Source organism: Mesorhizobium sp. USDA 4132 (assembly GCF_056279545.1).
Genome location: NZ_JBWCCP010000001.1, coordinates 21,302 through 47,555 on the forward strand (window position 1 = coordinate 21,302; position 26,254 = coordinate 47,555).

Consider the following 26,254-nt stretch of genomic DNA (forward strand, 5'->3'; position numbering starts at 1 on the left):
AGCCGAAGAATCGCGTCCATTCAACCCAAAACCAGGGAGGACGCGTTATGCCGTCATTTCTCGAAATTTCTCCTGAAAAACTCAACCGCCTTGTCGGTACGCCCGGCGCACCGCTCATCATCGACGTCCGCACGGACGAAGACTTCGCGCTCGATCCGCGGCTGGTACCGGGATCCGTCCGCCGCAAGCACGAGAATGTCACAGAATGGAGCGGAGCCGTCGACGCTGAATCTGTCGTTGTCGTCTGCCAGAGGGGTGGCAAGCTTAGCCACGGCGTCGCCGCCTATCTCAGGCACGAAGGGGTGGTGGCCGAAAGCCTGGAAGGCGGCTTCGAGGCCTGGGCCGCCGGAGGGATGGCGGTTCCGGAGGACAAGCTGCCTCCCCGCGACGACCACGGTCGAACCGTCTGGGTGACGCGCGCCCGGCCGAAGATCGACCGTATCGCCTGTCCCTGGTTGATCCGGCGTTTCATCGATCCGGACGCAGTGTTTCTTTATGTGCCGGCTTCCGAGGTTTCGATGGTTGGCAGCCGGTTCGGTGCGACACCCTTCGATATCGAGGATGTATTCTGGAGCCACCGGGGCGAGCTCTGCACGTTCGACGTCATGGTCGAGGAGTTCGGGCTGACCTGTGATGCGTTGCTGCGTCTTGCAACCATCGTCAGGGCGGCCGACACCGCGCGACCCGACCTTGCCCCAGAGGCGCCAGGGTTGCTGGCGGCGTCGCTCGGTCTGTCGCGGATGTATAACGATGACCTTGAGCAGCTTGAGGCTGGCATGCTTCTCTACGACGCCTTCTATCGCTGGTGCCGCGATGCTACCGAGGAGACCCATAACTGGCCTTCGGTGAAGAAGGGAGCTTAAAATGGCGGTCATCAGAGATGCGTCCGCGGATCGCGAGAAAAGCGAATATATCCATGGAGTCTCCTTCGGCGAGGCCTTCAAGGTTTGGGTCCGTATCGCCGCTCTCAGTTTCGGTGGACCGGCTGGACAAATCGCCGTCATGCATCGGATCATTGTCGACGAGAAGCGGTGGATCGGCGAAAACCGCTTCCTTCATGCCCTCAACTACTGCATGCTTCTGCCCGGACCGGAAGCCCAGCAGCTCGCGATCTATATCGGCTGGCTGATGCATCGGACCGCGGGCGGACTGGTTGCAGGCATCCTGTTTGTGCTTCCCGGATTTCTGGCCATCCTTGGCCTGAGCTACATCTACGCCGCCTTCGGAAGCGTAGGCGTTGTCGCCGGACTGTTCTTTGGTCTGAAGGCGGCCGTTCTCGCGGTCGTTGTCCAAGCCGTCTTCCGGATCGGCAGCCGGGCCCTCAAGAACAATGCCATGGTGACGATCGCTGCTGCCGCCTTCGTCTCGATCTTCTTCCTGCATGTCCCGTTTCCGTTGATCGTTCTGACTGCGGGCATCGTCGGTTATTGCGGCAGCAGGTTCGGTCTTGCGTCTTTCAAGGTCGGGGGCGGCCACAAGACGGCCGGTGGCCCCACACTTTCAGACGCCGACTCACTCCTCGGAGAGGGGACGCCGGCTCACGCGCGCTCCAACCTCTCATGGTCGCTTCGCATCTCGGCGATCCTTCTCGCACTCTGGATCATACCAATCGGCTTATTGTGGTGGGTCCTGGGTTCGAATGACGTCTTCACCCAAATCGGGTTTTTCTTCAGCCAGATGGCAGTCGTCACCTTTGGCGGGGCCTATGCGGTTCTCGCTTATGTGGCGCAGGAGGCCGTCCAGCATTATGGATGGCTGAAACCTGGGGAGATGCTCGATGGCCTTGGCATGGCAGAGACGACACCCGGACCGCTGATCATGGTGGTGCAGTTTGTCGGCTTCATGGGCGCCTTTCGCGATCCCGGAGCGCTCAACCCGATGATCGCGGCGACCCTCGGCGCCATCCTGACCACATGGGTCACCTTCGTTCCATGCTTCCTCTGGATATTCCTCGGCGCGCCGTTCATCGAAAAGCTGCGTGGCAACATCGCGCTTGCCGGAGCGATGTCGGCGATCACGGCGGCGGTGGTCGGGGTCATCCTCAACCTCGCCATCTGGTTTGCGTTGCATACGCTGTTTGAAGAAGTCCACGTGGTCCGTCTGGGAGCGTTTTGGCTCGACATACCGGTCATCGGTTCGATAGTCCTTCCGGCCGCTATCCTTTCGACCGCGGCCGCAGTTGCGATCTTTCGGTTCAGAGTCTCGGTGATTACCACGCTGCTCGCCTGCGCACTCGCTGGCATGGCGTGGACGCTCGCGACATGAGCGGAAATATCGGAGCCGTGGCATCCGAGGTCGAGTTTTTAGTTGCTTAGAGATGCGCGGCGCTTAAAGCATATGCGTATCAGACGCCGCGAAATTGGACCGCAAAACAGACCCATGACCAACAGAGATTATTATTCGAAACTCGGTGGCCTGCCGCCGCAGACCGAACTGCTTTCCAGCAAGGCTGTTTTCACGACATCCTACGCCGTCATCCCCCGAAGCGTCATGTCAGACATCGTGGCCAGCCTGCTTCCCCATTGGCAGGGAACCCGGGCATGGATCATCTCCCGACCGATGACGGGGTTTTCGGAGACGTTCTCGCAATACATCATGGAGGTTCAACCTGGAGGCGGAAGCGACCGGCCGGAACCCGATACCCGCGCCGAGGCGGCGATCTTCGTCGTCGAGGGCGAGATGTCGATCGAGTTCGCCGGAAGCGATCATGCGCTGAGGGCCGGTTCCTTTGCATATATCCCGGCCGGATCGCCATGGAAGCTGCGCAATCGGGCCACGGCGCCCGTCAAGTTCCATTGGGTCCGCAAGGCCTTCCAGGCGGTCGAGGGGCTGGATGCTCCGCCGGCGGTCTTCACCCATGAAGACGAGCATCCGATTTCCTGGATGCCGGACACGGGCGACCGCTGGGGAACCACCCGTTTCCTCGATACGTCCGACGTCCGTTACGACATGCATCTCAACATCGTCACGTTGGAGCCGGGCGCGACCATCCCCTTCATGGAGACCCATGTCATGGAGCACGGCCTCTACGTGCTCGAAGGCAAGGCGGTCTACCGGCTCAATCAGGATTGGGTCGAAGTGGAGGCCGGCGACTACATGTGGCTGCGCGCCTTCTGCCCGCAGGCCTGTTATGCGGGTGGTCCGGGACGTTTCCGTTATCTGCTCTACAAGGATGTCAACCGGCACACCCAGCTCTGGTAGTCGCTGGTTTTCGTGAACGCGAGCGGCGTCCGGGCGTTGGGACGCCGCCTCAGCCGAGTTCGAGAGTGGTAATTCCGAACACGCCCGGCATACGCACCGCCGGCGCCGTACCGCGATACATCCGCGCGGTCGTGAAGCCTTTCACGAAACGATGCGCCTCCAGATAGGTGGAAAATTCCGTCTGCGAGGCGGGTACGTCGACGTGCAGCATTTCGTCGCCGATCTCCGCGGCGCAGGCGCTCAGCAGCGTTTGCGCGTCGTCAGCGGTCTGCGCAAACAATGGGCCGATCTTATAACCGTCATGGCATTTGCGGCAGACTGCATAGCCGCGGATATCGCTGTCGCGGACGAGGACCTTGGCGGCACGCGGCGGCTTCAGCCAGGCGGTCAGGAAAGCATCGCGCTGTGCAGGGAAGAAAGCTTGGTCATAGCCAAGAATGGCAGGCACAAGATCATCGGTAATCGCGGCCACATCGGCATTGCGGCTTCCAGCAAGGCTGCCGCTCCAGCGAAACGTCTCGTAGGCCGGCTCGAAGCCCATGCTGCCATAGTTTGCCTGCTGTTCCGGCACGCCGTCGAGGCCGATCGTCCGACCGTCGAGATGCGCCATGCCGGCATCCCAGACCTTTCTGCCCAGACCCCTGCCGCGAAAATTCGGGTGGGCGATATAGAGGCCGATGAAGCCGAAATCGGAACCGTAGCGGACTGCGGATATGCCGGCTGCCATCTGGCCGTCCACGAAACAGCCGATGAAACCTTGAGGATCGGCGGCATGAAGAGCCGGCGCATCGGCAAGGCCCGGGTTCCAGCCCTCGATCCGCGCCCAGTCGACGAGCTGTTCGACCTCGGAGGTGGTGAGCGCGCGAATGGTCGAGTGAGTCTTCATTGGGCGGCGAGTTTCCCGGGCTCGAAATCTTCGAGCAGGCCTTTATAGGGTTTGCGGACCGGCGAAGCATAGGCTCCACGTTTGGCGGTCGACAAGCCCAATGTCACCAGCGCCTCGGCCTGTTTCACCGCCGCCGCGACGCCGTCTATCACAGGCACACCGAATTCGCGGCGCAGTTCGGCGGTGAGATCGGCCATGCCGGCGCAGCCGAGCACGATTGCCTCCGCCCTGTCCTCGCTGAGCGCAGCCGAGATCTCTTTGAGCAGCCGGTCGCGGGCGTTGGAATTCGGATCTTCCAGTGACAGGACCGGAATATCGGCGGCCCGCACCTTGCAGCGTCCGGCCATGCCGTAACGATGAACCAGATGTTCGAGCGGCAGGCGCGAACGTTCCATGGTGGTAACGATGGTGAAGCGCTGAGCGATGAAGGCGGTGGTCGCGAGTGCCGCTTCGCAGATGCCGACCACAGGAATGTTGGCCAATGCCCGTGCGGCGTCGAGGCCCGTATCGTCGAAACAGGCGATGATCGCCGCGTCTGCACCGGCCTTCTCGCCCCTGGCGATCTCGATCAACAGGCCGGGCACTGCGAAGGCCTCGTCATAATAGCCCTCGATCGAGACAGGCCCCATGGACGAGGTGACCGCAAGTATCTCGGTGCCGGCATTTGCCACGCGGGTTGCGGAATCGGCGATCGTCGCCGTCATGCTGGCGGTGGTATTCGGGTTTACGACAAGGATGCGCATTCTGTTCACGACTGCAGGCGGCGGCGATTGAGGTGGACGATCAGGCCGAGCGTGCCGGCGATGACGAGGAAAGAGAACACCGTCGTCACCGTGCCGAGCGCATAGAGCACCGGCGTCGTGACATTGGTCGTCATGCCGTAGATTTCGAGTGGCAGCGTGTTGAACGAGCCTGCCGTCATCAGCGTGCGGGCGAATTCGTCATAGGACAGCGTGAAGCCGAACAGGCCGACGCCGACGAGGCTCGGCGCGATCATCGGCAGCACGACGTGGCGGAAGGTTTGCCACGACGAAGCGCCGAGATCGCGCGCGGCTTCCTCGTAGGCCGGAGAAAAGCGGTTGAAGACGGCGAACATGATCAGGACGCCGAAGGGCAGCGTCCAGGTGAGGTGCGCACCGAAGGCGGACGTATACCAGGACGGCTGGAAACCGAGCTGCTGGAAGACGACGCCGATGCCGAGCGAGATGATGATCGAGGGCACGACGAGGCTCGCCACCGCGAGATAGAAAAGGGCGGTCGAGCCGATGAAGCGGCGGCGGAAGGCAAGGCCCGCCAGCAGCGAAACGACGACAGTGACGATCATCACCATGATGCCGAGCATGGCGGAACGGCGGAACGAACCGCCGAAATCGCCGACCGCCTGGGTTTCGAACAGGTTGGCGAACCAGCGCAGCGATACGCCGTTCAACGGGAAGGTCAGGCCGCCGTTCGGCCCCTGGAAGGAGAGGATCAGGATCGCCGAAAGCGGGCCGTAAAGGAACAGCACGAAGATGGCGAAGAAGATGGCGAGAAGGTAGAATTCGCGGCCGCGCTTGTCGCTGTGCATCTCAAAGCTCCCCCTTTTCCTAAAGTTCTTTGCGGATATCGACGATGCGCAGGATGCCCGCGACCATCAGCAGAACGAGGACGAGCAGCACGACCGCGTTGGCTGCTGCTGCCGGATATTGCAATAGCGACATCTGGTTCTTCATCATCAGAGCCACCGAAGCGCTCTGGCCGCCGGACATAACCTGAACGGTGGAGAAATCGGCCATGACAAGCGTCACGACGAAGATGGTGCCGATCGCCATGCCGGGCTTGGCAAGCGGAATGATGACGTTGGTGAGGATCTGGGTGCTCGTGGCGCCGGCATCGCGCGCGGCTTCGACCAGCGATTTGTCGATGCGCATCAGCGTGTTGAAGATCGGCGTCACCATGAACAGCGTGTAGAGGTGCACCATGGCAAGCACGACGGCAAAATCCGAATAGAGCAGCCATTCGATCGGTTCTGGGATGATCCCCGCATTGATCAGCGTCGTGTTGACAAGGCCGTTGCGCCCGAGCACCGGAATCCACGAAATCATGCGGATGATGTTCGACGTCAGGAACGGCACCGTGCAGACGAGGAAAAGCACCATCTGCATTGCGGTGGTGCGGATGTGAAAGGCCAGAAAATAGGCGACCCAGAAGCCGACGAACAGCGTGATCGCCCAGACCAGCAAGGCGAATTTCAACGTGTTCAGGTAGGTCTTCCAGGTCACCCACGAACCGAGCGTCTCGGCATAGTTCATCGACAGGAAGTCCGGATACATCTGGGCGAAGTCGTAATCCCAGAAGCTGACGACTGTAATCATCAGGATCGGCAGCAACAGGAAGGCGCCGAGGATCAGCGCCAACGGCGTCGCCTGGAGATAGGAGATCAGCGCCGGCGACAGACGAAAGCTTCTGGGCTTTGTGTTCTCTTCGGCCGTTTCCGGCTCGGATGATGCGATCGTCGCCATGTCTTGATGTCTCCCTGGGTTTGCCCCTCATCCGCCCTGCCGGGCACCTTCTCCCCGTCGGGACGGGGAGAAGGAGACTAGTGGTAAGCCGCTCGGTCCTCTTCAGTGCCTGCTCGGGGCACGTCCCCTCTCCCCGCGAGCGGGGAGAGGGCTAGGGTGAGGGGCAACTTTGTTTACGCAGCGATGAACTCGTTCCAGCGGCGGACCATGTAGCGGTCCTCGTCCATCACCGAGTTCCAGCAGGCCACGTGGCCCATGCGTTCTTCGAAGGAGCCGCCATCGCGCACGGCGCCTGCCTTTTCCATGATCTTGCCGTCCGGAGCGACGATATCGCCCTTGGCCGGCTTGCCTTCGATCCAGTAGCCCCATTCGTCAGCGGACATATGTGCCTTGGCGGTTTCCATGGCGGCCGAGTAGTAGCCCTGGCGATTGAGATAGGCGCCGACCCAGCCGGAGGTGTACCAGTTGATATATTCATAGGCAGCGTCGAGCTTGGCGCCCGAGAGATGGGCTGCAAGGCCCAGACCGCCGCCCCACGAGCGGTAACCTTCCTTGAGCGGCTGGTATTTGCAGGCGATGCCCTTGGAACGGACGGCGGCGACAGCCGGCGACCACATGGACTGGATGACGACTTCGCCCGAGGCCATCAGGTTGACGCTCTCGTCGAACGACTTCCAGAAAGCGCGGAACTGGCCGGCCTGCTTGGCCTTGATCAGGAAATCGATCGTCTTGTCGATTTCCGCCTTGGTCATGTTGCCCTTGTCGACATACTTGATGTTGCCCATGGCTTCCATGATCATCGCGGCATCCATGATGCCGATCGACGGGATGTTGAGGATCGAGGCCTTGCCCTTGAACTTCGGGTCCATGATGTCGGCCCAGGTCGAGATTTCGCGGCCGACCAGGTCGGGGCGGATGCCGAGCGTGTCGGCGTTGTAGATGGTCGGAACCATCGTGAACCACTTGGTTTCTTCCTTGGCGAACGTCTTGTCGCCGGGCTTCGCGACATAACCGACCGTGTGCGGCGCGGTGCCCTGGGCGATCACGCTGTCCGGCTTCAGCTTGCCATTTTTGAACAGCGGCACGATCTTGTCGTAATATTTGAGTTTCGTCGTATCCATCGGCTGGATGACGCCGGCCGGATAGACCTTCTTCAAGATCCAGTACTCGATATCGGCGATGTCGTAGGAGTTCGGCTGGGTGACGGCGCGCTGGGCCGCCGCGTCAGAGTCCGTCGCGGTCATTTCGAGCGTGATGCCGAGGTCGGCCTTGCACTTCTCGGCGATCGCATTGAGGTTCGAAACGCCGGTGCCGAACTGGCGCAGCGTGATCGGGTTCTGGGCCCAGATGGTCGGGAAGCCGGTGATGGCGCCGGAGCCGGCGGCAAGACCGGCGGCCGCGGACGCCGTCTTCAGAAGCGTGCGGCGCGAAATGCCCTTGGTCGGTTTTTTGGTCTCAGTCATTGCCATGTTCTCCTCTGTTGAGTTTTTGTGTTTGGCATCAGTTCTTGAGGCGTCCGAGGACGATCGCGTCCTCGCGGCCCCAGGAAAGCGGGATCGCTTCTCCGACCTTGACCGGATTGGCGAAAAATTCAGCGTCGGTCAGGATCGCGGTGAAATCCTCGATCCCGGCGCCGTTGACCGAGAGCTTCACCGAGGAACCGCGGTATTCGACGTTGGAGACCGAACCGGTGAAGCCGAGGCCTTTTTCGGAAGGCTGGCCGATACGGACATGGTCCGTGCGGATGGCGATATCGGCCACGTCGGTCAGCCCGGCGGCGCCGTCGTCGGTGGCAAGGAAGTCGCCGCCGGCGGGCACCGACAACATCAGCTTGTCGCCGGAGCTCTGCGTCACCCGGCCGGAGATGACGTTGTGGTCGCCCATGAACTTGGCGACGAACGCGGTTGCCGGTTTTTCGAACACCACGCGGGGATGGGCGGCCTGCTCGATGCGGCCGTCGTTCATCACCACGATCAGGTCGGCGAGCGCCATCGCCTCTTCCTGGCTGTGCGTCACATGCACGAAGGTAATGCCGAGCGAGGTCTGCAGCTTCTTCAGTTCCGCGCGCATGCGAATCTTCAGGAAGGGATCGAGCGCCGAGAGCGGCTCGTCGAGAAGCAGCGCTTCCGGATCGGTGATCAGCGCGCGGGCAAGCGCCACGCGCTGCTGCTGGCCACCGGAAAGCTGGGCCGGGCGGCGGGTCGCATAGGCTTCGAGCTGCATCAGCCGCAGCATGTCCATTGCCTTGGCGCGCCGCTCGTCCTTGTCGACGCCCTTCATCTTGAGGCTGAAGGCGACATTGTCGACGAGGTCGAGATGCGGAAAGAGGGCGTAGGACTGGAACATCATCGCCGTGCCGCGCTTGGCCGGCGGTAGGTCGGTGACGACGGTATTGCCGAGGCGGACGTCACCCGAGGAAATGCTCTCGTGCCCGGCGATCATCCGGAGCGTCGAGGTCTTGCCGCAGCCGGAAGGGCCGAGCAGGCAGCAATAGGTTCCGGCGGGAATCTTCAGGCTGATCGCATGAACGGCAGTGGTTGTTCCGTAGATCTTAGAGACTGAAGCGATGTCGATTTCGGCGGCTTTGCTCATCAGGCGCTCCCTTGCGTCTGATATTGTTATGCATCAGCCATGCCAACTGGATTAAACCTCTAGAAAGACTTGCGTTTACCTGAAAGGGTCAGCGGCGGGGTTTTGCCGGTGCGCAAAAATCAGGCGATCGTTTTCGATCCCTTGGGCAAATCGTATGCAATCTTGGCATTGGATCAAAAACAAGTCGCTTGGCATCCTGTAGACACTCGGGTTACAAAGGCCGTACATTGGACCGCAGCAATGAATATCAGCGAAAAGATCAATCTTACCGATACGACGCCCGAGGATCGCTCCCCGGAAGATCGCTCCATGGCGATCCGGGAGACTTTACGCAACGCTATTATCGATCGGCGTCTTGCGCCCGGCACCAAGCTGTCGGAAAGCGAAGTCGGCTCTCTTTTCGACGTCAGCCGCACGGTTGCCCGCGCCGCGCTGCAGATGCTCGCGTTCGAAGGCCTGGTGAAGACCGAGCGTAATCGCGGCGCTTTTGTTTCCAATCCGTCACCGGAAGAAGCGCGTCAGATTTTTGCCTCCCGCCGGCTAATCGAACCCGGCATCGTCGCAAGCGCGGTCGAGCGCATCACGCCCGAGGATATCGCGGAATTCCGCCGTCAGCTCGATGAGGAAGAGCGTTATCTGAACGAACGGGGTCCGGCTGCACGGCGCGCCGAGATCAAGGCGTCCGGCGATTTCCACCTGATGCTGGCTTCCGTTGCCGGCAATGTCATCCTGCAGCGTTTCATGGATGAACTGGTTGCACGTTCGTCGCTGGTGATCGCGCTTTACGGCCGTTCCGGCGTCTCAAGCTGTGGGCATGCCGAGCATAGCGCCGTTCTCGACGCCCTGGAAAAGGGCGATGGCGCGCGCGCCGCCAAGCTCATGATCCACCACATCGACCATATCGAAGCCGATCTCGATCTTCAGCTGAAGCAGGGTCTTGGCCTTAAGGACGCCTTGTCGCTCGCCTAACCGCGCAAGTGTCGCAAGGCCTCGGTATAAGCGGCCAGGTCCCTTTCGGGATCGGCTGGCAGTGCCGCGGCGCGAATGACCCGGCCGCCACCTTCCTCGATGCCGACATCGATCATCAGATTGTCAGCCTTGCCATGGTTCTCGATCGACAGCCCGTCCGGGCCGCGAGGACGACCGCTGCTCTCGTCGATATCGAGCCCGGAATACCAGATCGACCGCACCCGCGTGCCATAGTCGTCGGGATGGTTGGTATAGGCCCAGACCCGTTTGCCGAGCGCGATCATGAAGCCGATTTCATAGACGGTGCCGGGATCGGCACTGATGCCGCGAAACGGCGTGATATTGGCAAGGCAGACATCCGCGCGCCGCATCGCGCCGTCGTTGCGCTGGTAGATCGCGGCTGCCGTCAGCTGGCCTACCGGCGCCTGGTTCTCATCGCTGCCGGGACCGGTCGGCTCAAAACCGAAGCTGCGGGCAAGCCGGCGTTTTTCGCCCATCACGGTCTGGGCATCGGGCAAAAATACTTCGGGGCCGGCGAGATAGATGGTGGGCATGAAAATCCTTTGATGAATCGGTCAGCACCAATGTTCCATAACGTCCTGTCCGGCGCATTGCGAGTAAGAATGCGCCGGCCGACCGCTTGAGCCGAGGAGGCCTGAGCCCTCAGGAGGTAAACAGGTTCCTGAGTTGCGACGGTTGGCAGCGGAGATATTGCGGTGCGGGCTTCACCTGGGCGCCGAGTTCCGCCGCGGCATGCCAGGGCCAGCGCGGATCGTAGAGCACCGCACGGGCGATCGCGACGATATCCGCGTCGCCGGTCGAAACGATCGCTTCCGCCTGGGTCGGTTCGGTGATCAGCCCGACTGCCACGACCGGCATCTTCACGGCAGCCTTGACGGCACGGGCGAGGGGCACCTGGTAGTTCGGGCCGAGCGGGATCTTCTGTTCGATATGCAGCCCGCCGCTCGACACATGGATCGCATCGCAGCCTTTTTCGTCAAGCATCTGGGCAAACGCGATGGTCTGGTCGATGTCGAGGCCGCCGTCGACCCAGTCGGTCGCCGAGACGCGCACCGTCACCGCCTTGTCGGACGGGAAGGCCTGACGCACGGCATCAAAAACTTCGAGCGGAAAACGCGCCCGGTTCTCCAGCGAACCGCCGTACTCATCTGTGCGCTGGTTGGAGAGCGGCGACAGGAACTGGTGCAGCAGGTAACCATGCGCCGCATGGATCTGGATCGCATCGAGGCCGATCCTTGCCGCCCGGACCGCGGAAGCCGCAAACGCGTCGCGCACCTCGTTCAGGCCTTGCCTGTCGAGCGCAACGGGGGCCACGTATTTCGGATTGAAGGGGATCGCCGAAGCCGACTGGGTCTGCCAGCCGTTGGGATGATCCGGCGCGATCTGGCTGCCGCCGAACCAGGGCTTGTCGGTCGAGGCCTTCCGGCCGGCGTGGGCGAGCTGCACCGAGATCGGCATGTCCGACCATTTGCGGATGCTGTCGATCGTGCGGCCCATCGCCTTCTCGGTGGCATCGTCATAGAGCCCGACATCTGCATAGGTGATCCGGCCTTCCGGGGTGACCCCCGTAGCCTCGATTGTCAGAAGCGCTGCGCCGGAGAGCGCGAGTTGGCCGAGATGGATAAGGTGCCAGTCGGTCATGCAGCCGTCCTCGGCCGAATATTGGCACATGGGCGCGATGACGATGCGGTTCGAGAGTTCGAGATTGCGGATGCGGATCGGAGTGAAGAGAGCAGGCTGGGCCATGATTAGGTTCCTTTGCGCAAGCGACGCCGAGGCGGGAGGATCGGTGGCGCCGAAAAATCAATCCCGGCGTTTTGGCAAATCAACCGAACCTCATCAAGTCACGCTGACGAGAGCAGTCCTACCAGGCAACCGGGTGCGTTTCGCCGGTCAGCACGTTGACGAACCCCTCAGGCGCCCGCTCCGATGGCGCCACCAGCACCCAGCGCCATGGCGAGCAGGTCAGCGTCGCAAATGACAGCCGCTCCGGGAAGCCCGGCCACCAGCGCGGCGAGAAGGTCGGCTCGTACATCCAGTCGATCGTTTCGCCGGCCTTGTAGAGCGCCTGCATTTCCGCATCCAGTTCCTCCGCCGAGCGCGCCGTCATAAGCCCGCCGACCTCGTAGTGGACGCGGGCGATCACCTTGCCGCCGGAAACCAGAACCCAGCCGCCCTGCTGTTCGGCAAGCGCATTGGCCACCATCGCCATCGCCTCGTCGGAGGAGCCGACTACCCAGATATTGTGCTTGTCATGCCCGAGCGTCGAACCGAGCGCCGTATCCGGCGTGCGCGGTCCGGTGCCGAGCCAGAACATTTTTGACACTTTCGCCTCGCCGGAGAACCGGTCGACGATCGAGAATTTCGTGACGTTGCGGTCATGGTCGCGCTGCACGGCGCCATCCCTGACCGGCAGTTCCATGGTGATGAATTCGTCCGACCAGTGGAAAGGGCGCAGCAGGGCTGCATTCGCCGTGGCGCGACCGGCCGGCACCTCGATGCGGAAATCAGCGGCGGTCACCTGGCGGTCGATTTTCACCGTCTTGGTCGCCCATTCGGGCCAGTCGATCTTCGGCCGCGCGCCGGTAAATATCCTGCCTTCCGAAACCGGCGTGCCATCCGCCCAGACCTTGGCGATCGACAGCTTCTGCACATCGTCCAGCAGCACGATATCCGCGAAACGGCCAGGCGCGATCGACCCGACCCAGGGCGTCAGCCGCATATGCCGCGCCGGGTTGAGCGTTACGCACTGGATGGCGATTTCCGGCGAAAGGCCGTTCCCGATCGCAAGGCGGACATTGTAGTCCGTCGCGCCCATCTTCAGCGTGTCGGAGGCGCTGCGGTCGTCGGTGACGAAAGCCACCTGCGACCAGTCGGCGAGGTTCTTCTCGATGAGCCCCCGGATGACCTCCGGCAGCGAATGCGGTCGAAGCTCGATGAACAGCCCGTGCTGCAGCTTCTGCCAGATTTCTTCCAGGAACCAGCCTTCGTGATCGGATGCGAGGCCGGCGGCGGCGAATGCATTGATCGAGGCCAGGTCGCGCAGGCCCGCACCATGACCCTCGACCACGCCGCGCTGTTCGAAGGTCGCGCCAATCATGCCCCAGAGGCGGTCGTAGGAGGGATTGGATGGGTCGGAGATCGACGGCCAGTCCATAACCTCGTCGAGGCCGGCGACCATCAGGCTTTCGCTCATGAACTGCTTCTGCTCGTCATAACCGAAATAGCCGCCGCCCCACTCATAGGCCGTCGGCGGCACGGCCGAGCCCGGCAGCGGAAAAATCTTCATCGGCGAGCCGCGGCGGCGGGCTTCCAGCCAGAATTCCAGGTTGCGGGCACCGTTGACGTTCGAGAATTCGTGGCTTGCCTCACAGGTCCAGGTGACGCCATGCGGCATGACGAGCGCTGCCTCCCATTCCGGCGTCAGGTGCGAGCTCTCGATATGTTTGTGCGCCTCGCCGAAACCGGGAACAGCAGAGAGATCAGGCTCGTGGCTATGTTCCGTCACCTCGCCCGCAAAACTGCCCGCCGGTCCCACATAGGCGATCCGCCGTCCCTTGATGACGATCTCCTGATCCTCGAGCCAGGTCCTGCTGTGGACGTCGAGCAATCTGCCAACCCTCAGCAGCCGGTCCGCCGGCCGTTTGCCAAGCGCGGTCAGCACCAGGTCCTGGCGGATACGGACTTCGTCGGCCGCGTTGATCAGCAGGTCGTCGGGGAGGGGAGCGGAAACTGTCATCGGAGGAATGCCTGTCGGTTCTGGTCGCCGGACCCTAAAGACGATGCCCGGATGTGTAAACCATCGCAAACCGTGCATCGGCTGCCGCCTGATGCCCGAAATCAACCTCCAGTATGAGATGGTTCAAGCCTAAAGAAATTTGGGTCTTGAATGCCTATGCCTAATAATTGGGCTTGCGGGCGGGCCGTTCAAAAAATAGTATCGCCCTCAATTCCCGGGGGTGCCCCAGGGGAGCATCAACGCCGCTTTCGCAAAAGGACCCGCCTCATGAAGGCCACTCGTTTCACCCAATTGGCAACCCTTGCTCTCCTGGCGACGCTCGGCGGCACAGCAACGGCAAGTGCCCAGTCGAAGACTCTCACCATTTCCTGGTGGGGCTACAACGGCGAGAAGATGACCGCCAACATCATCGATCCGTTCAAGAAGATCTGCGGCTGCGACATCGTTTTCGAAACCGGCAACAATGCCGACCGCCTCAACAAGCTGAAGCTGCGTGACGGCAAGGGCGTAGACGTCATCTACCTGACAGACAGCTTCTCGCAGCTCGGCATCGAGCAGGGCCTGTTCCAGACGGTCGATCCGGCGAAGATCCCGAACCTCTCCGACATCTACGAACTCGGCCGCGCGCCGCAGGGCAAATACGGCCCGGCCCATACGATCGGCCGTATCGGCCTCGTCTACGACTCGGCCAAGGTGAACCCTCCGATCACCTCCTGGAACGATCTGTGGCGCCCGGACCTGAAGAGCTCGGTCTCGCTTCCGGGCATCACCACCACGGCCGGCCCGATGGTCGTTGTGCAGGCCGGCAAACATGCGGGCGTCGATCCCTATGCCAGCACCGACAAGGCGTTCGAAGCCGTCGAAGCCCTGAAGCCGAACGTGGTCAAGAACTACAATACCGGCTCCGAACTGGTTAATTTGATCTCGACCGGCGAAGTGCGCGTCGCAATCGGCCAGGATTTCACGCTCGCCTCGATGCAGGCGGCGGTGAAGACCATGACCTGGGCGAAGCTCAAGGACGGTGATATCGCCACGCTGAACACCGTCAACATCCCGAAGGGCTCGACAAATGTCGAACTGGCCCACCAGTTCATCAACTTCATCCTCTCGAAGGACGTGCAGCAGAAGGAAGCCGAACAGGGCGTCGATGCGCCGATCTCCACCAAGGTCGAGCTCACCCCGGACCAGGCAAAGATCTGGACCTACGGTGCCGACCAGGTTTCGAGCCTGAGCCGTGTTGACTATGCCAAGATGAACGCCGCCAAGACCGATTGGGTCGACCGCTGGAACGAGGTTTTCGGCAAGTAATCCCGGATGTCGCCTGACCGGCCACATGGTTGAAATGCAAACGGAGCGCCGCTATCAACGCGGCGCTCCTGCCTTTGAAAGAGACTGTCGATGAACAAGCTTGCCAGATGGAGTTTGACGATGCCGGCGACGATCGCCGTCGTCCTGCTTCTGGTCATCCCCGTCGTTCTGACGATCGCCACCACCTTCGGCGAGGCGGGCGGGCCGTTCTCCACCTATGCGGCCTTCTTCAAGAGCGGTTTCCGCATGGCGGTCCTTTACCGCACCCTTCAGATCGCCCTGATCACTACTGGCATCTCGCTGGTCGTTGGTTTCATTACCGCCTATGTCATCGCCCAGATGCCGGGACGGTTGAAGAGCATCATGATCATCGCCGCAGTGTTTCCGCTGCTGACCGGCGTCGTCGTCCGCTCCTTCGCCTGGCTGATCATCCTCGGCAAGAACGGCATCATCAACAATGTCCTGATGTCGGTCGGGCTGATCGGCGAGCCCCTGTCGATGCTCTACACGCAAGGCTCCGTCATCGTCGCGATGGTCTATCTGTTCGTACCGCTGATGATCCTGACACTGGTCGGTGTCTTGGAGGGAATCCCGCGCGATCTCATCGAGGCGGCCACCTCGCTCGGTGCCCGACCGATCCCGACTTTCCTGCAGGTCATCCTGCCGCTCGCAGCCCCCGGCCTCATCGTCGGCGCGGTGCTGGTCTTTACCGGCAGCTTCACCTCCTATGCGACACCGCAGCTTCTCGGCGGCGAAAAGCAGATGATGATGGGCACGTTCCTCTACCAGCGCGCCATGGTGACCTTCGATTGGGTCGGCGCGTCGACGATCGCCGCCATCATGGTGGTCATAACCATCGGCGTCGTGCTCATCATGAGCCGCATGGCACGCCGTCTCAACCCGATGGCGGTCTGATGGCGACGCGTATTCATCCCCTGCTCGGCGCTTTCGCCATTCTCGTCTTTTTCTTCCTGCTCGCGCCGCTGGTGATCATCATCGGCGCGGCCCTCAGCGACACGACATTCCTCACTTTCCCGCCACAGGGACTGACGCTGCGCTGGTTCGCCAACATCTTCCAGATCGAGGCTTTTCGGCGCACAGCAATCACCAGCCTGCAGGTCGCCATCCTCGGCACCGGCCTGTCGCTGCTGATCGGCATTCCGGCCGCTTACGCGCTCAATCGTTATCGGGTCGAGCTGCCCCGCTGGCTCTCGACGCTGTTCGTGCTGCCGATCCTGGTACCGGAAATCGTCTTCGGCTTCGCGCTCTTGAAGTCGATCACGATAGGGCTCGGCCTGCCGGTCTTCATCAGCCTCGTCGTCGGGCATGCGCTGCTGATCCTGCCCTACTCGGTGCGCGTCGTCGGCGCCAGCCTCGCCTCATTCGATTTCTCGATCGAGGAGGCCGCGAGAAGCCTCGGCTGCCCGCCGCTCAAGACCTTCATGACCGTGGTGCTGCCGAACATCCGTGCCGGGGTCATCGCCGCCTTCATCCTGGCCTTCATTACCTCCATCAACGACGTCTCGGTTTCGGTCTTCCTGACCGGGCCCGGCATTTCGACGCTGCCGATCCAGATCCTCGCGCATATGGAGCAGTTCTTCGACCCGACGATCGCTTCCGTTTCCGTGCTTCTGATGCTGGTGACCGTCGGCGTCATGGCGATCGTCGAAGCGACGCTCGGCCTCACATTCCTCACCAAGTAGGTTCCCGTGACCGTATCTCTGACCATCGAAAACCTCTCCGCCCACTACGGAACCACCCAGGTTCTGAAAGACCTGTCGATTTCCGTTGCCGCCGGTGAACTGGTGTCGCTGCTCGGCTCCAGCGGCTGCGGCAAGACGACGACGCTGCGCCTGGTGGCGGGTTTCCTGCAGCCGACCAGCGGCCGGATCAGGCTCGGCGATCGCGATCTGACGACGCTCCCCGCTCATGCACGCGATATCGGCCTCGTCTTCCAGAACTACGCGCTTTTCCCGCACCTGACCGTGCTCGACAACGTCGCCTTCGGCCTGAAGCAGCGTGGCCTTTCCAAACCGGACCGGGCCAGGCGGGCGATGGCGATGCTCGAGCGCGTCGGTCTTGCGCCGCTCGCCGACCGTCTGCCGGCAGCGCTGTCCGGCGGCCAGAAACAGCGTGTTGCGCTCGCCCGCGCTCTTGTCATCGAACCGCCGCTTTTGATGTTCGACGAGCCGCTCTCCAACCTCGATGCCAAGCTCAGGATCGACATGCGCGTCGAGATCCGCCAGCTCCAGCGCGCCAACGGCACGACCTCGCTCTACGTCACCCACGACCAGGAAGAAGCGTTTTCGATCTCCGATCGCGTCGCGATCATGAATGCCGGCCGCATCCTGCAGCTCGATACGCCCGAAGTGCTCTACCAGAAGCCGGCCAGCGCCTTCGTCGCCCGCTTCGTCGGCTTCGAAAACCTGATCCGCATGAGGGTCGTCGCGCGCCAGTCGGCCATCGTCACCGCGGAAGCAGCCCGGCGGTACGCGACTTCATCTTTCCCAGGACCTGTTCGGCCCGATCAAGGACGATTTCATTCTGGCTTGCCGCGCCGACGGGCTTGCGGTCCGCCGCGAGGGCGAAGGCATCCCGGCGGTCCTCGGGACGCGCACCTATCTCGGTCGCGCCTACCAATACAAATGCGAAACGGCCGCCGGCGAAATCACCGCCAATGGCCCGCTTTCCGACCCGCTGGATGCCGGCGCCCGGGCGATCCTCGCGCCGCTGCCGGAGCAGTGCTGCATCCTCGATCCGGAAAACTGAACCCGAAATAGAATTCGAACGGGGCCGTTTGCCGGGGGCGTTGACGCAAGTCAAACCCCCGAAGCGGTCCCTATGTCAGCACATCATGGTCACAATCCTTCAACCGGCAGCGTATTTGCGCTGTGAGGCCAAAGACCATGAATTACGTCTCAGAAACGATCTGGCTGGCGATCGGCACCTTCCTGGCATTGCTCGCCGCCGCCTACACCCACGATAGCCTCTTCGCATCCCATATGTGGGTCCTGTTCTTCGTGCTGCTGATCAGCACGGTCATTTTGATGCGCAGGATTTCCTTCGCGCCGGCGTCCGCGGCGAGCCTGCCGGCAAAATCCGAATATTTCGACGAGGTGGTGAAATACGGCACCATCGCCACGGTTTTCTGGGGTGTTGTCGGTTTCCTGGTCGGCGTCGTCATCGCTCTTCAGCTTGCCTTTCCGGACCTGAACATCGAACCCTGGTTCAATTTCGGCCGCCTGCGGCCGCTGCACACATCCGGTGTCGTCTTCGCCTTCGGCGGCAATGCGCTGATCGCCACGTCCCTCTTCGTGGTTCAGCGCACCTGTCGGGCCCGCCTTTTCGGCGGCAATCTCGCCTGGTACGTGTTCTGGGGCTACCAACTCTTCATCGTCATGGCGGCGACCGGCTACCTGCTCGGTATCACGCAGGGCCGCGAGTATGCCGAACCGGAATGGTATGTGGACCTCTTCCTGACCGTCGTCTGGGTCGCCTATCTCGTCGTTTTCCTCGGCACGATCCTGAAGCGCAAGGAGCCGCATATCTATGTGGCGAACTGGTTCTATCTCGCCTTCATCGTGACGATCGCCATGCTGCACGTGGTGAACAACCTCGCGGTCCCGGTCTCCTTCCTCGGCGTGAAGAGCTATTCGGCCTTCTCGGGCGTGCAGGACGCGCTGACCCAGTGGTGGTACGGGCATAACGCGGTGGGATTCTTCCTGACCGCAGGCTTCCTCGGGATGATGTATTATTTCGTGCCGAAGCAGGTCAATCGCCCCGTCTATTCCTACCGGCTGTCGATCATCCATTTCTGGGCGCTCATCTTCCTCTATATCTGGGCCGGCCCGCATCACCTGCATTACACTGCGCTGCCCGACTGGGCGCAGACGCTCGGCATGGTCTTCTCGATCATGCTCTGGATGCCCTCCTGGGGCGGCATGATCAACGGCCTGATGACGCTCTCGGGCGCATGGGACAAGATCCGCACCGATCCGATCGTGCGCATGATGATCATTGCCATCGCCTTCTACGGCATGTCGACCTTCGAAGGCCCGATGATGTCGATCAAGGCCGTCAATTCGCTCAGCCACTATACGGACTGGACGATCGGCCACGTGCATTCCGGCGCACTCGGCTGGGTCGGCATGATCACCTTCGGCGCCGTCTACTATATGACGCCCAAGCTCTGGAATCGCGAGCGTCTCTATAGCCTCGACCTCGTCAACTGGCACTTCTGGCTCGCCACCCTCGGCATCGTTGTCTACGCCGCCGTCATGTGGGTCGCGGGCGTGCAGCAGGGCCTGATGTGGCGCGAATACGATAACCAGGGTTTCCTCGTCTATTCCTTCGCGGAAACCGTCGCGGCCATGTTCCCCTACTACCTGCTGCGTGCGGTCGGGGGCGCCATGTATCTCGCTGGCGGGCTCATCATGGCCTTCAACGTCACCATGACCATCCTCGGTTACCAGCGGCAGGAGCGGGTTCGGGGCGGTATATCCCCCGCCGCTCTCCAACCGGCCGAATAAGGAGGGATACCCATGTCCATTCTCGACAAACATCACTTCATCGAACGTAATGCAACCCTGCTCCTGGTCGGCTCGCTGCTCGTCGTCTCGATCGGCGGCATCGTGGAAATCGCACCGCTCTTCTATCTCGAAAACACTATCGAGAAGGTGGAAGGCATGCGGCCCTATTCCCCGCTCGAGCTGGCCGGGCGCGACATCTACATCCGCGAAGGCTGTTATGTCTGCCATAGCCAGATGATCCGCCCCTTCCGCGACGAGGTGGAGCGTTACGGTCACTACAGTCTGGCGGCCGAATCCATGTACGACCACCCGTTCCAGTGGGGATCGAAACGCACAGGGCCAGACCTTGCCCGCGTCGGCGACCGTTATTCGAACGAATGGCACGTGCAGCATCTGACCGAACCGCGCGACGTCGTTCCGGAATCGGTGATGCCGAGCTATTCCTTCCTCAAGACGACGCCCCTCAAGATCGCTGACGTTTCCATGGATCTGAGGGCGAACCGCGCCGTCGGTGTCCCCTATTCGGACGAGATGATCGCGAGCGCCAAGGCGGATCTGTCCGCCCAGGCGGATCCGAATGCCGACACGTCCGGTCTGCTTGCCCGCTATCCCAAGGCCAAGGTCGGCGATTTCGACGGCAACGCCCAGAGCCTCACCGAGATGGACGCGCTGGTCGCCTATCTGCAGATGCTCGGCACGCTGGTCGATTTCTCGACCTATGACGATGCCGCCGGTTACCGCTGAAGGGACAGGATGATGGAATTCTACACGGCCATGCGCCACTTCGCCGATAGCTGGGGTCTGCTCGCCATGACCCTGTTCTTCCTCGGCGTTCTCGTCTTCACCTTGCGCCCCGGCGGAAAAGCCTCTGCAGACGAGGCCGCGCGGATCCCTCTGAAGGAGGATTGAACATGGCGGAAAAACATATCGACGAATTGAGCGGCATCGAGACCACCGGCCACGAGTGGGACGGCATCCGCGAGCTCAACAACCCGCTGCCGCGTTGGTGGCTCTGGACCTTCTACGCCTGTATCCTGTGGGCGATCGGCTATGCGATCGCCTATCCGTCCATTCCTCTCCTCACCAATGCGACAAAAGGCCTGCTTGGATATTCGAGCCGCGCCGAGTTTGCAGCCGATCTCAACGGTGCGAAGATTGCCCAGGGCGGCATCCTGGAGAAGATCTCGACCTCTTCGCTGGAAGACATCGTCGCCGATCCGCAGCTCAACCAGTTCGCAACGGCCGGCGGCGCCGCGGCTTTCCGCGTCAACTGTACCCCGTGTCACGGCACGGGTGCGACCGGCGGACGGGGTTATCCTAACCTCAACGACGACGACTGGCTTTGGGGTGGCGATATCAACGCCCTCTACCAGACGATCGCCCATGGCATCCGTGATCCTGCCGACGGGGAGACCCGCATCTCCGAAATGCCGGCCTTTACCGACATGCTGAAGCAGGACGAGGTGCGCCAGGTCGCCGCCTACGTGGTGAGCCTTACCGGAACCCCGCGCGATCCATCGATGGTCGAGCCCGGAAAACAGCTCTTTGCCGACAATTGTGTCGCGTGCCACGGTGAAAAGGCCGAGGGCAAACGGGACCTCGGCGCGCCGAGCCTTGCCGACGCCATCTGGCTGAAGGTTCACGGAGAAGCGGAGATTGCCAGACAGATCCAGACCCCGAAACACGGCGTCATGCCAGCCTGGCAAGGCCGCTTGGGCGACGTGGCCGTGAAGCAGCTCACGGTCTACATCCACTCGCTCGGCGGCGGGGAATAAGAATAACCGTTGCTCCATTCGATCTGACGAACGGCCGCCCGTCTGTCATCAGCGGGCGGCCGTTTTGTCACATCAGCGCGGTTGACTTGCGTCAAGGAGTGGCCGTCGCCGAGATGAGAAAACATGGACCAAAGGAACTGGTCCCATGAATCTCTATACGTCCCCCGCGCTTGGCCCCAGCGACGCCTCCGTCGAACGCATCGATGTCCAGCCCGTGCATTCGCCGAGCAACCCGCTTTACGAGAAGCGCAAGAAGATATTTCCAAAACGCGCCGAAGGGCGCTTCCGCCGCTTCAAATGGCTGGTGATGCTGATAACCCTCGGCATCTATTACCTCACTCCCTGGATCCGCTGGGACCGCGGTCCCTTCGCACCCGATCAGGCGGTACTCGTCGATCTTGCGAGCCGTCGTTTCTATTTTTTCTTCATCGAGATTTGGCCGCAGGAATTCTTCTTCGTCGCGGGACTTCTGGTCATGGCTGGTTTCGGCCTTTTCCTGGTGACGTCGGCTGTCGGTCGCGCCTGGTGCGGTTATACCTGTCCGCAGACGGTCTGGGTCGACCTTTTCCTGGTCGTCGAGCGGTTCTTCGAGGGCGACCGCAATGCCCGCATCAAGCTCGACGCCGCGCCGTGGAGCCTCGACAAGCTCTGGAAGCGCGTCGCCAAACACGCCACATGGCTGGCGATCGCAGTGGCGACCGGCGGCGCCTGGATTTTCTATTTTGCCGATGCGCCCTCGCTCGCCTTCGATTTCGTCACCGGCCAGGCGGCGCTGGTCGCCTATTCGACCGTGGCCACCCTGACGGCCACGACCTACGTGCTCGGCGGACTGCTACGCGAACAGGTCTGCATCTACATGTGCCCCTGGCCGCGTATCCAGGCCGCCATGCTCGACGAGAGCTCCCTGGTCGTCACCTATAACGACTGGCGCGGCGAGCCGCGCAGCCGGCATACCAAGAAGGCGGCGGCAGCCGCGCAGCCGGTCGGCGATTGCGTCGATTGCAATGCCTGCGTGGCGGTCTGTCCCATGGGAATCGACATTCGCGAGGGGCAGCAGCTGGCCTGCATCACCTGCGCGCTCTGCATCGATGCCTGCGACGGCGTGATGGACAAGATCGGCAAGCCGCGCGGCCTGATCGCATATGCGACACTCGACGAATACGACGCCAACATGGCGCTTGCGACAAACGGCAGCACGACGGCGATCGACCCGGTACGGGTGCGCAATCCGGACGGTTCCTTCATCGACAAGATCCGCCACTTCGACTGGAGGGTGATCTTCAGGCTCCGCACGCTGATCTATTTCGGCGTCTGGTCGGCCGTCGGTCTCGGCCTCGTTTTCGCGCTGCTGTCGCGCGACCGGCTGGAGGTCAACGTGCTGCATGATCGCAACCCGCAATTCGTGCTGGAATCGGACGGTTCCATCCGCAACGGCTACACGATCCGGCTGCTCAACATGATCCCGGAGCCGCGCACGATCCTGGTTTCGATGGAAGGCTTGCCCGAAGCGACGATGAAAATTTCCGGCATCACGGATGTTCCGGGTCGTCTTTTCGCGGTGCAGGTGGAGCCCGACAAGACGCTCGCCCTGAAAGTCTTCGTGACCCTGCCCAAGGGTGCAGTTTCCGCCGAGGCCGCCGATTTCCACTTCATCGCCGAAGATCGGTCGAGCCACGAAAAGGACAGCTATTCAGCGGTCTTCAACACGCCGGGAGCCAGAAAATGAGCACGACGAAAATGGATACGATCCCAGCAAAACCTTTCGTCTTCACCGGCTGGCATATGCTCGGTGTGCTGGTGCTCTTTTTCGGCACCATCATCTCGGTCAATTTCTACATGGCCTATAACGCGGTCACCAGCTGGAGCGGACTGGTGGCGGAAAATACCTATGTCGCCAGCCAGCAGTTCAATGGCAAGGCAGCCGAGGCGCGGACGCTGACGGCGACCGGCGTCACCGGCCGCATCACCATCGACGGCTCCGACGTCCGTTACGAGGTCTTCCACCCGAAGAACGGGCCGGTCGCGGCCGATACGCTGACGCTCAAGTTCAAGCGGCCGGTCGGCGAACACCAGGATTTTGAACTCGACCTCGTTCCCGTCGCCAAGGGTGTCTTCGCCGCCACCCATGAAATCCTGCCCGGCCATTGGATCGTCGATGCGAGCGCCATCAGGAACGGCAAGCGCATCCTGCATCAGGCCGAGCGGATCGCGGTTTTGAGGAGAGCGGAATGAGCTGCTGCGCGCCCGGAGCCGAAGGATATTCGGGTCATTCGCTTCCGTCCTCCGAGGAATTGACGCTGTCCAGCCGGATGATCGGCCCCGGCCTCCGCCAGACCGATCTCAGCGTTCCACAGGTCCATTGCGGCACCTGCATCGCGACGATCGAAAAGGCGCTCAATGCCTTGCCATCGGTGGAGCGGGCGCGGGTCAATCTTTCCACCAAGCGCGTTTCGATCGTCTGGCGGGAGAAGGCCGGAGACGACGCCACGGATCCGGTTGAACTGGTCAGGGCCATCGTCGATGCGACCGGCTATGATGCACATCTTTTCTCGAATGCCGAGGAGGTCGGCGAAAAACTGCAGCGCGATCTGATTCGCGCCGTCGCCCTTTGCGGCTTCGCGGCAGCGAACATCATGCTGCTCTCGGTCTCCGTATGGTCGGGCGCCGATGCCTCGACCCGCGACATGTTCCATTGGATATCGGCGTTTATCGCCGCGCCGGCGCTGATCTATGGCGGTCGCTTCTTTTATCAATCCGCCTGGAATGCGCTCAGCCGCGGCCGCACCAATATGGACGTGCCGATCGCGCTCGCCATCACGCTCTCTTACGCGGTGTCGCTCTGGGAAACCATGCATCACGGCGAACAGGCCTGGTTCGATGCCACCGTCTCACTCTTGTTCTTCCTGCTGATCGGCCGCACGCTCGACCATGTTATGCGCGACCGGGCCCGCGCCGCAATCAGCGGTCTTGCGCGCCTGTCGCCTCGCGGCGCCACGATCATCGGTCTGGACGGCTCGCGTGAGTATCGCCCCGTGGACGAAATCCGGCCGAGCGACCGGGTGGCGATTGCTGCCGGTGAGCGGGTGCCGGTGGATGGGTTCGTGGAGAGCGGCGCAAGCGACATCGACGTCTCGATCGTTAACGGCGAAAGCGCTCCAAGGCCGGTCCATGTCGGGGATATGATACAGGCAGGAACGCTCAGCCTCACCGGTTCGCTGGTGCTGAAGGCGACGGCTGCCGCGAAGGATTCTTTCCTGTCCGAAGTCATTTCGCTGATGGAGGCGGCCGAGGGTGGACGGGCACGGTATCGCCGCATCGCCGATCGCGCGGCGCAATATTATTCTCCGGCCGTCCACTTTCTGGCGCTTACGGCCTTCGTCTCATGGGGCTTCGTCGGCGGCGACTGGAAACACGCTATGCTGGTCGCCATCGCCGTGCTGATCATCACTTGTCCCTGCGCGCTCGGCCTTGCGGTGCCGGTGGTGCAGGTGGTTGCGGCTGGCCGGCTGTTCCGGAACGGCATCATGGTCAAGGATGGTTCGGCCATGGAACGGCTTGCCGAAATCGACACGGTGTTATTCGACAAGACCGGCACGCTGACCCTCGGCCGGCCGCGGCTGCTGGATGTCGAGCGGTTCGACAGGAAGCAGCTTGCCCTGGCCGCCGGCCTCGCCGCCCATTCGCGTCACCCTCTCTCCCAGACGCTCGCGATGGCGGTATCCGGTCCGATTGCGGTCTTCGAAACGGTCACCGAAATTCCCGGTCGGGGCCTGGAAGCGGTGACGCCGGCAGGCGTCTACCGCCTCGGCAACCGCCGCTTCGCCCTGTCGGGGCCGGATGACGGAAACCCAGGCAATAGCGTGACCGAAACGGTTCTCTCGCTCGACGCCAAGGAGATCTCCACCTTCCGCTTCGACGATTCGCTTCGCCCCGGCGCCCTGGCCGCCACGGCATCCCTCGCGGCCAGCGGTTTCGAGACGGGCATTCTGTCGGGCGACCGGCGCCGAGTAGTTGCCGATCTCGCCATCCGCCTCGGCCTCGAACATTGGCAGGCGGAGCTTTCGCCGAAACAGAAGGCGGAGTTCTGCGCCTCGTTCGAGGCGAGCGGCCGCAAGGTGCTGATGGTCGGTGATGGCATCAACGACGCGCCGGCGCTTGCCGCAGCCCACGTCTCGATCGCACCGGCGACGGCGGCGGACGTCGGCCGTCAGGCCGCCGACTTCGTATTCATGCACGACAGCCTCGAAGCAGTGCCGCTGGCGATCGATATTTCGCGGCGCGCTGGCCGGCTGATCCGCGAAAACTTCGCACTCGCCATCGGCTACAATGTCATCGCCGTGCCGATCGCGCTGGCCGGTTATGCGACGCCCCTGATTGCCGCCGTTGCCATGTCCACGTCCTCGATTATCGTCGTCGCCAACGCCCTCCGGCTCAGTGGATCGCGAAGCGCCGCCGAGGCCGATGCGGTGGAGAGCAACAATGAAGCAAAAATACCTCCCGGTAAGGCCCGTATCGCATGAACATGCTGATCTATCTCATCCCGATTGCGCTTTTCCTCGGCGGTCTTGGCCTCTTCGCCTTTCTCTGGTCGCTGAAGAGTGGCCAATATGACGACCTCGAAGGCGCCTCATGGCGTGTGCTGCAGGACGATCCGCCGGAATGAATCAGGAGTATTGGACAAACGCAGGCTTCGACGCGGGTGCCGTCAGCCACTCAGGCATTTCTCGAGCGAT

General features: G+C 62.0%; 24 protein-coding genes and 1 pseudogene. 16 read left to right on the top strand and 9 right to left on the bottom strand.

Features of this window, described 5'->3' with window-relative positions; genetic code table 11:
* Positions 1-47: 47 nt before the first annotated feature.
* From ACZ9IU_RS00105 to ACZ9IU_RS00115, 3 genes are all read left to right on the top strand, one after another.
* The gene (locus tag ACZ9IU_RS00105) at positions 48-863 is read left to right on the top strand and encodes a chromate resistance protein ChrB domain-containing protein (RefSeq protein ID WP_038547522.1); all 816 of its coding nucleotides are present in this window, start codon (positions 48-50) and stop codon (positions 861-863) included.
* A 1-nt stretch (position 864) separates the two neighbouring features.
* Positions 865-2,265, top strand: a complete 1,401-nt coding sequence (gene chrA, locus ACZ9IU_RS00110) for a chromate efflux transporter (RefSeq protein ID WP_038547525.1) — start codon at positions 865-867, stop codon at positions 2,263-2,265.
* Positions 2,266-2,379: 114 nt separating this feature from the next.
* Positions 2,380-3,201, top strand: coding sequence for a bifunctional allantoicase/(S)-ureidoglycine aminohydrolase (locus tag ACZ9IU_RS00115; protein WP_038547528.1), 822 nt, complete (start codon positions 2,380-2,382; stop codon positions 3,199-3,201).
* A 49-nt stretch (positions 3,202-3,250) separates the two neighbouring features.
* Here the strand turns inward: ACZ9IU_RS00115 and ACZ9IU_RS00120 are convergent, their stop codons facing one another.
* The 6 genes from ACZ9IU_RS00120 to ACZ9IU_RS00145 form a co-directional block, all read right to left on the bottom strand.
* On the bottom strand, positions 3,251-4,087 hold the full coding sequence (locus ACZ9IU_RS00120) for a GNAT family N-acetyltransferase (RefSeq protein ID WP_038547531.1): 837 nt from the start codon (positions 4,085-4,087) through the stop codon (positions 3,251-3,253).
* Positions 4,084-4,830 carry an aspartate/glutamate racemase family protein gene (locus ACZ9IU_RS00125; protein ID WP_038547534.1) on the bottom strand — a complete coding sequence of 249 codons (747 nt, stop codon included), beginning with the start codon at positions 4,828-4,830 and terminating at the stop codon, positions 4,084-4,086. Before ACZ9IU_RS00125 ends, ACZ9IU_RS00120 begins: the two co-directional genes overlap by 4 nt.
* Positions 4,831-4,835: 5 nt before the next feature.
* Positions 4,836-5,654 (bottom strand): ABC transporter permease, encoded by an 819-nt coding sequence (locus tag ACZ9IU_RS00130; protein ID WP_038547537.1) that lies wholly within the window; start codon positions 5,652-5,654, stop codon positions 4,836-4,838.
* 19 nt (positions 5,655-5,673) lie between these two features.
* Positions 5,674-6,588, bottom strand: coding sequence for an ABC transporter permease (locus ACZ9IU_RS00135; RefSeq protein ID WP_038547540.1), 915 nt, complete (start codon positions 6,586-6,588; stop codon positions 5,674-5,676).
* A gap of 173 nt (positions 6,589-6,761) precedes the next feature.
* The gene (locus ACZ9IU_RS00140) at positions 6,762-8,051 is read right to left on the bottom strand and encodes an ABC transporter substrate-binding protein (protein ID WP_038547544.1); all 1,290 of its coding nucleotides are present in this window, start codon (positions 8,049-8,051) and stop codon (positions 6,762-6,764) included.
* 37 nt (positions 8,052-8,088) lie between these two features.
* The gene (locus ACZ9IU_RS00145; protein WP_038547547.1) at positions 8,089-9,180 is read right to left on the bottom strand and encodes an ABC transporter ATP-binding protein; all 1,092 of its coding nucleotides are present in this window, start codon (positions 9,178-9,180) and stop codon (positions 8,089-8,091) included.
* Between the two features lie 240 nt (positions 9,181-9,420).
* Between ACZ9IU_RS00145 and ACZ9IU_RS00150 the strand changes: the two genes are divergently transcribed.
* Complete coding sequence (locus tag ACZ9IU_RS00150; protein ID WP_157885196.1) at positions 9,421-10,149, top strand: GntR family transcriptional regulator; 729 nt, start codon at positions 9,421-9,423, stop codon at positions 10,147-10,149.
* On the opposite strand, the gene ACZ9IU_RS00155 is transcribed toward ACZ9IU_RS00150, so the two are convergent.
* From ACZ9IU_RS00155 to ACZ9IU_RS00165, 3 genes are all read right to left on the bottom strand, one after another.
* Positions 10,146-10,703 carry a nucleoside 2-deoxyribosyltransferase gene (locus ACZ9IU_RS00155; RefSeq protein ID WP_038547550.1) on the bottom strand — a complete coding sequence of 186 codons (558 nt, stop codon included), beginning with the start codon at positions 10,701-10,703 and terminating at the stop codon, positions 10,146-10,148. The two genes, ACZ9IU_RS00150 and ACZ9IU_RS00155, sit on opposite strands and share 4 nt — an antisense overlap.
* 109 nt (positions 10,704-10,812) lie before the next feature.
* On the bottom strand, positions 10,813-11,916 hold the full coding sequence (locus ACZ9IU_RS00160) for an NADH:flavin oxidoreductase/NADH oxidase (RefSeq protein ID WP_038547553.1): 1,104 nt from the start codon (positions 11,914-11,916) through the stop codon (positions 10,813-10,815).
* Positions 11,917-12,034: 118 nt separating this feature from the next.
* Positions 12,035-13,909 (bottom strand): adenine deaminase, encoded by a 1,875-nt coding sequence (locus tag ACZ9IU_RS00165; protein ID WP_038547555.1) that lies wholly within the window; start codon positions 13,907-13,909, stop codon positions 12,035-12,037.
* Positions 13,910-14,176: 267 nt separating this feature from the next.
* On the opposite strand from ACZ9IU_RS00165, the gene ACZ9IU_RS00170 reads away from it, so the two are divergent.
* The 12 genes and pseudogenes from ACZ9IU_RS00170 (at position 14,177) to ccoS (ending at position 26,184) form a co-directional block, all read left to right on the top strand.
* The gene (locus tag ACZ9IU_RS00170) at positions 14,177-15,217 is read left to right on the top strand and encodes an ABC transporter substrate-binding protein (protein WP_038547558.1); all 1,041 of its coding nucleotides are present in this window, start codon (positions 14,177-14,179) and stop codon (positions 15,215-15,217) included.
* 90 nt (positions 15,218-15,307) lie between these two features.
* Positions 15,308-16,132: an ABC transporter permease gene (locus ACZ9IU_RS00175; RefSeq protein ID WP_038547561.1), complete on the top strand. Its 825-nt coding sequence runs from the start codon at positions 15,308-15,310 to the stop codon at positions 16,130-16,132.
* Positions 16,129-16,920 (top strand): ABC transporter permease, encoded by a 792-nt coding sequence (locus ACZ9IU_RS00180; RefSeq protein WP_038549887.1) that lies wholly within the window; start codon positions 16,129-16,131, stop codon positions 16,918-16,920. The genes ACZ9IU_RS00175 and ACZ9IU_RS00180 overlap by 4 nt, the downstream gene beginning before the upstream one ends.
* A 6-nt stretch (positions 16,921-16,926) precedes the next feature.
* Positions 16,927-17,986: pseudogene (locus ACZ9IU_RS00185) on the top strand (ABC transporter ATP-binding protein).
* A 137-nt stretch (positions 17,987-18,123) separates the two neighbouring features.
* Positions 18,124-19,746 (top strand): cytochrome-c oxidase, cbb3-type subunit I, encoded by a 1,623-nt coding sequence (gene ccoN / locus ACZ9IU_RS00190; RefSeq protein WP_038547567.1) that lies wholly within the window; start codon positions 18,124-18,126, stop codon positions 19,744-19,746.
* Positions 19,747-19,758: 12 nt separating this feature from the next.
* Positions 19,759-20,490: a cytochrome-c oxidase, cbb3-type subunit II gene (ccoO, locus tag ACZ9IU_RS00195; RefSeq protein ID WP_038547570.1), complete on the top strand. Its 732-nt coding sequence runs from the start codon at positions 19,759-19,761 to the stop codon at positions 20,488-20,490.
* A 12-nt stretch (positions 20,491-20,502) separates the two neighbouring features.
* Entirely contained in the window at positions 20,503-20,655 is a 153-nt protein-coding gene (locus ACZ9IU_RS00200) for a CcoQ/FixQ family Cbb3-type cytochrome c oxidase assembly chaperone (protein ID WP_038549889.1), read from the top strand.
* 2 nt (positions 20,656-20,657) lie between these two features.
* Positions 20,658-21,521: a cytochrome-c oxidase, cbb3-type subunit III gene (gene ccoP, locus ACZ9IU_RS00205; RefSeq protein WP_038547572.1), complete on the top strand. Its 864-nt coding sequence runs from the start codon at positions 20,658-20,660 to the stop codon at positions 21,519-21,521.
* 145 nt (positions 21,522-21,666) lie between these two features.
* Positions 21,667-23,247, top strand: a complete 1,581-nt coding sequence (gene ccoG, locus ACZ9IU_RS00210; protein WP_038547574.1) for a cytochrome c oxidase accessory protein CcoG — start codon at positions 21,667-21,669, stop codon at positions 23,245-23,247.
* Positions 23,244-23,753: a FixH family protein gene (locus ACZ9IU_RS00215; protein WP_051899915.1), complete on the top strand. Its 510-nt coding sequence runs from the start codon at positions 23,244-23,246 to the stop codon at positions 23,751-23,753. The genes ccoG and ACZ9IU_RS00215 overlap by 4 nt, the downstream gene beginning before the upstream one ends.
* The gene (locus ACZ9IU_RS00220) at positions 23,750-26,041 is read left to right on the top strand and encodes a cation-translocating P-type ATPase (RefSeq protein WP_038547576.1); all 2,292 of its coding nucleotides are present in this window, start codon (positions 23,750-23,752) and stop codon (positions 26,039-26,041) included. The genes ACZ9IU_RS00215 and ACZ9IU_RS00220 overlap by 4 nt, the downstream gene beginning before the upstream one ends.
* Positions 26,038-26,184 carry a cbb3-type cytochrome oxidase assembly protein CcoS gene (gene ccoS, locus ACZ9IU_RS00225; RefSeq protein WP_007757373.1) on the top strand — a complete coding sequence of 49 codons (147 nt, stop codon included), beginning with the start codon at positions 26,038-26,040 and terminating at the stop codon, positions 26,182-26,184. Before ACZ9IU_RS00220 ends, ccoS begins: the two co-directional genes overlap by 4 nt.
* Positions 26,185-26,254 lie beyond the last annotated feature (70 nt).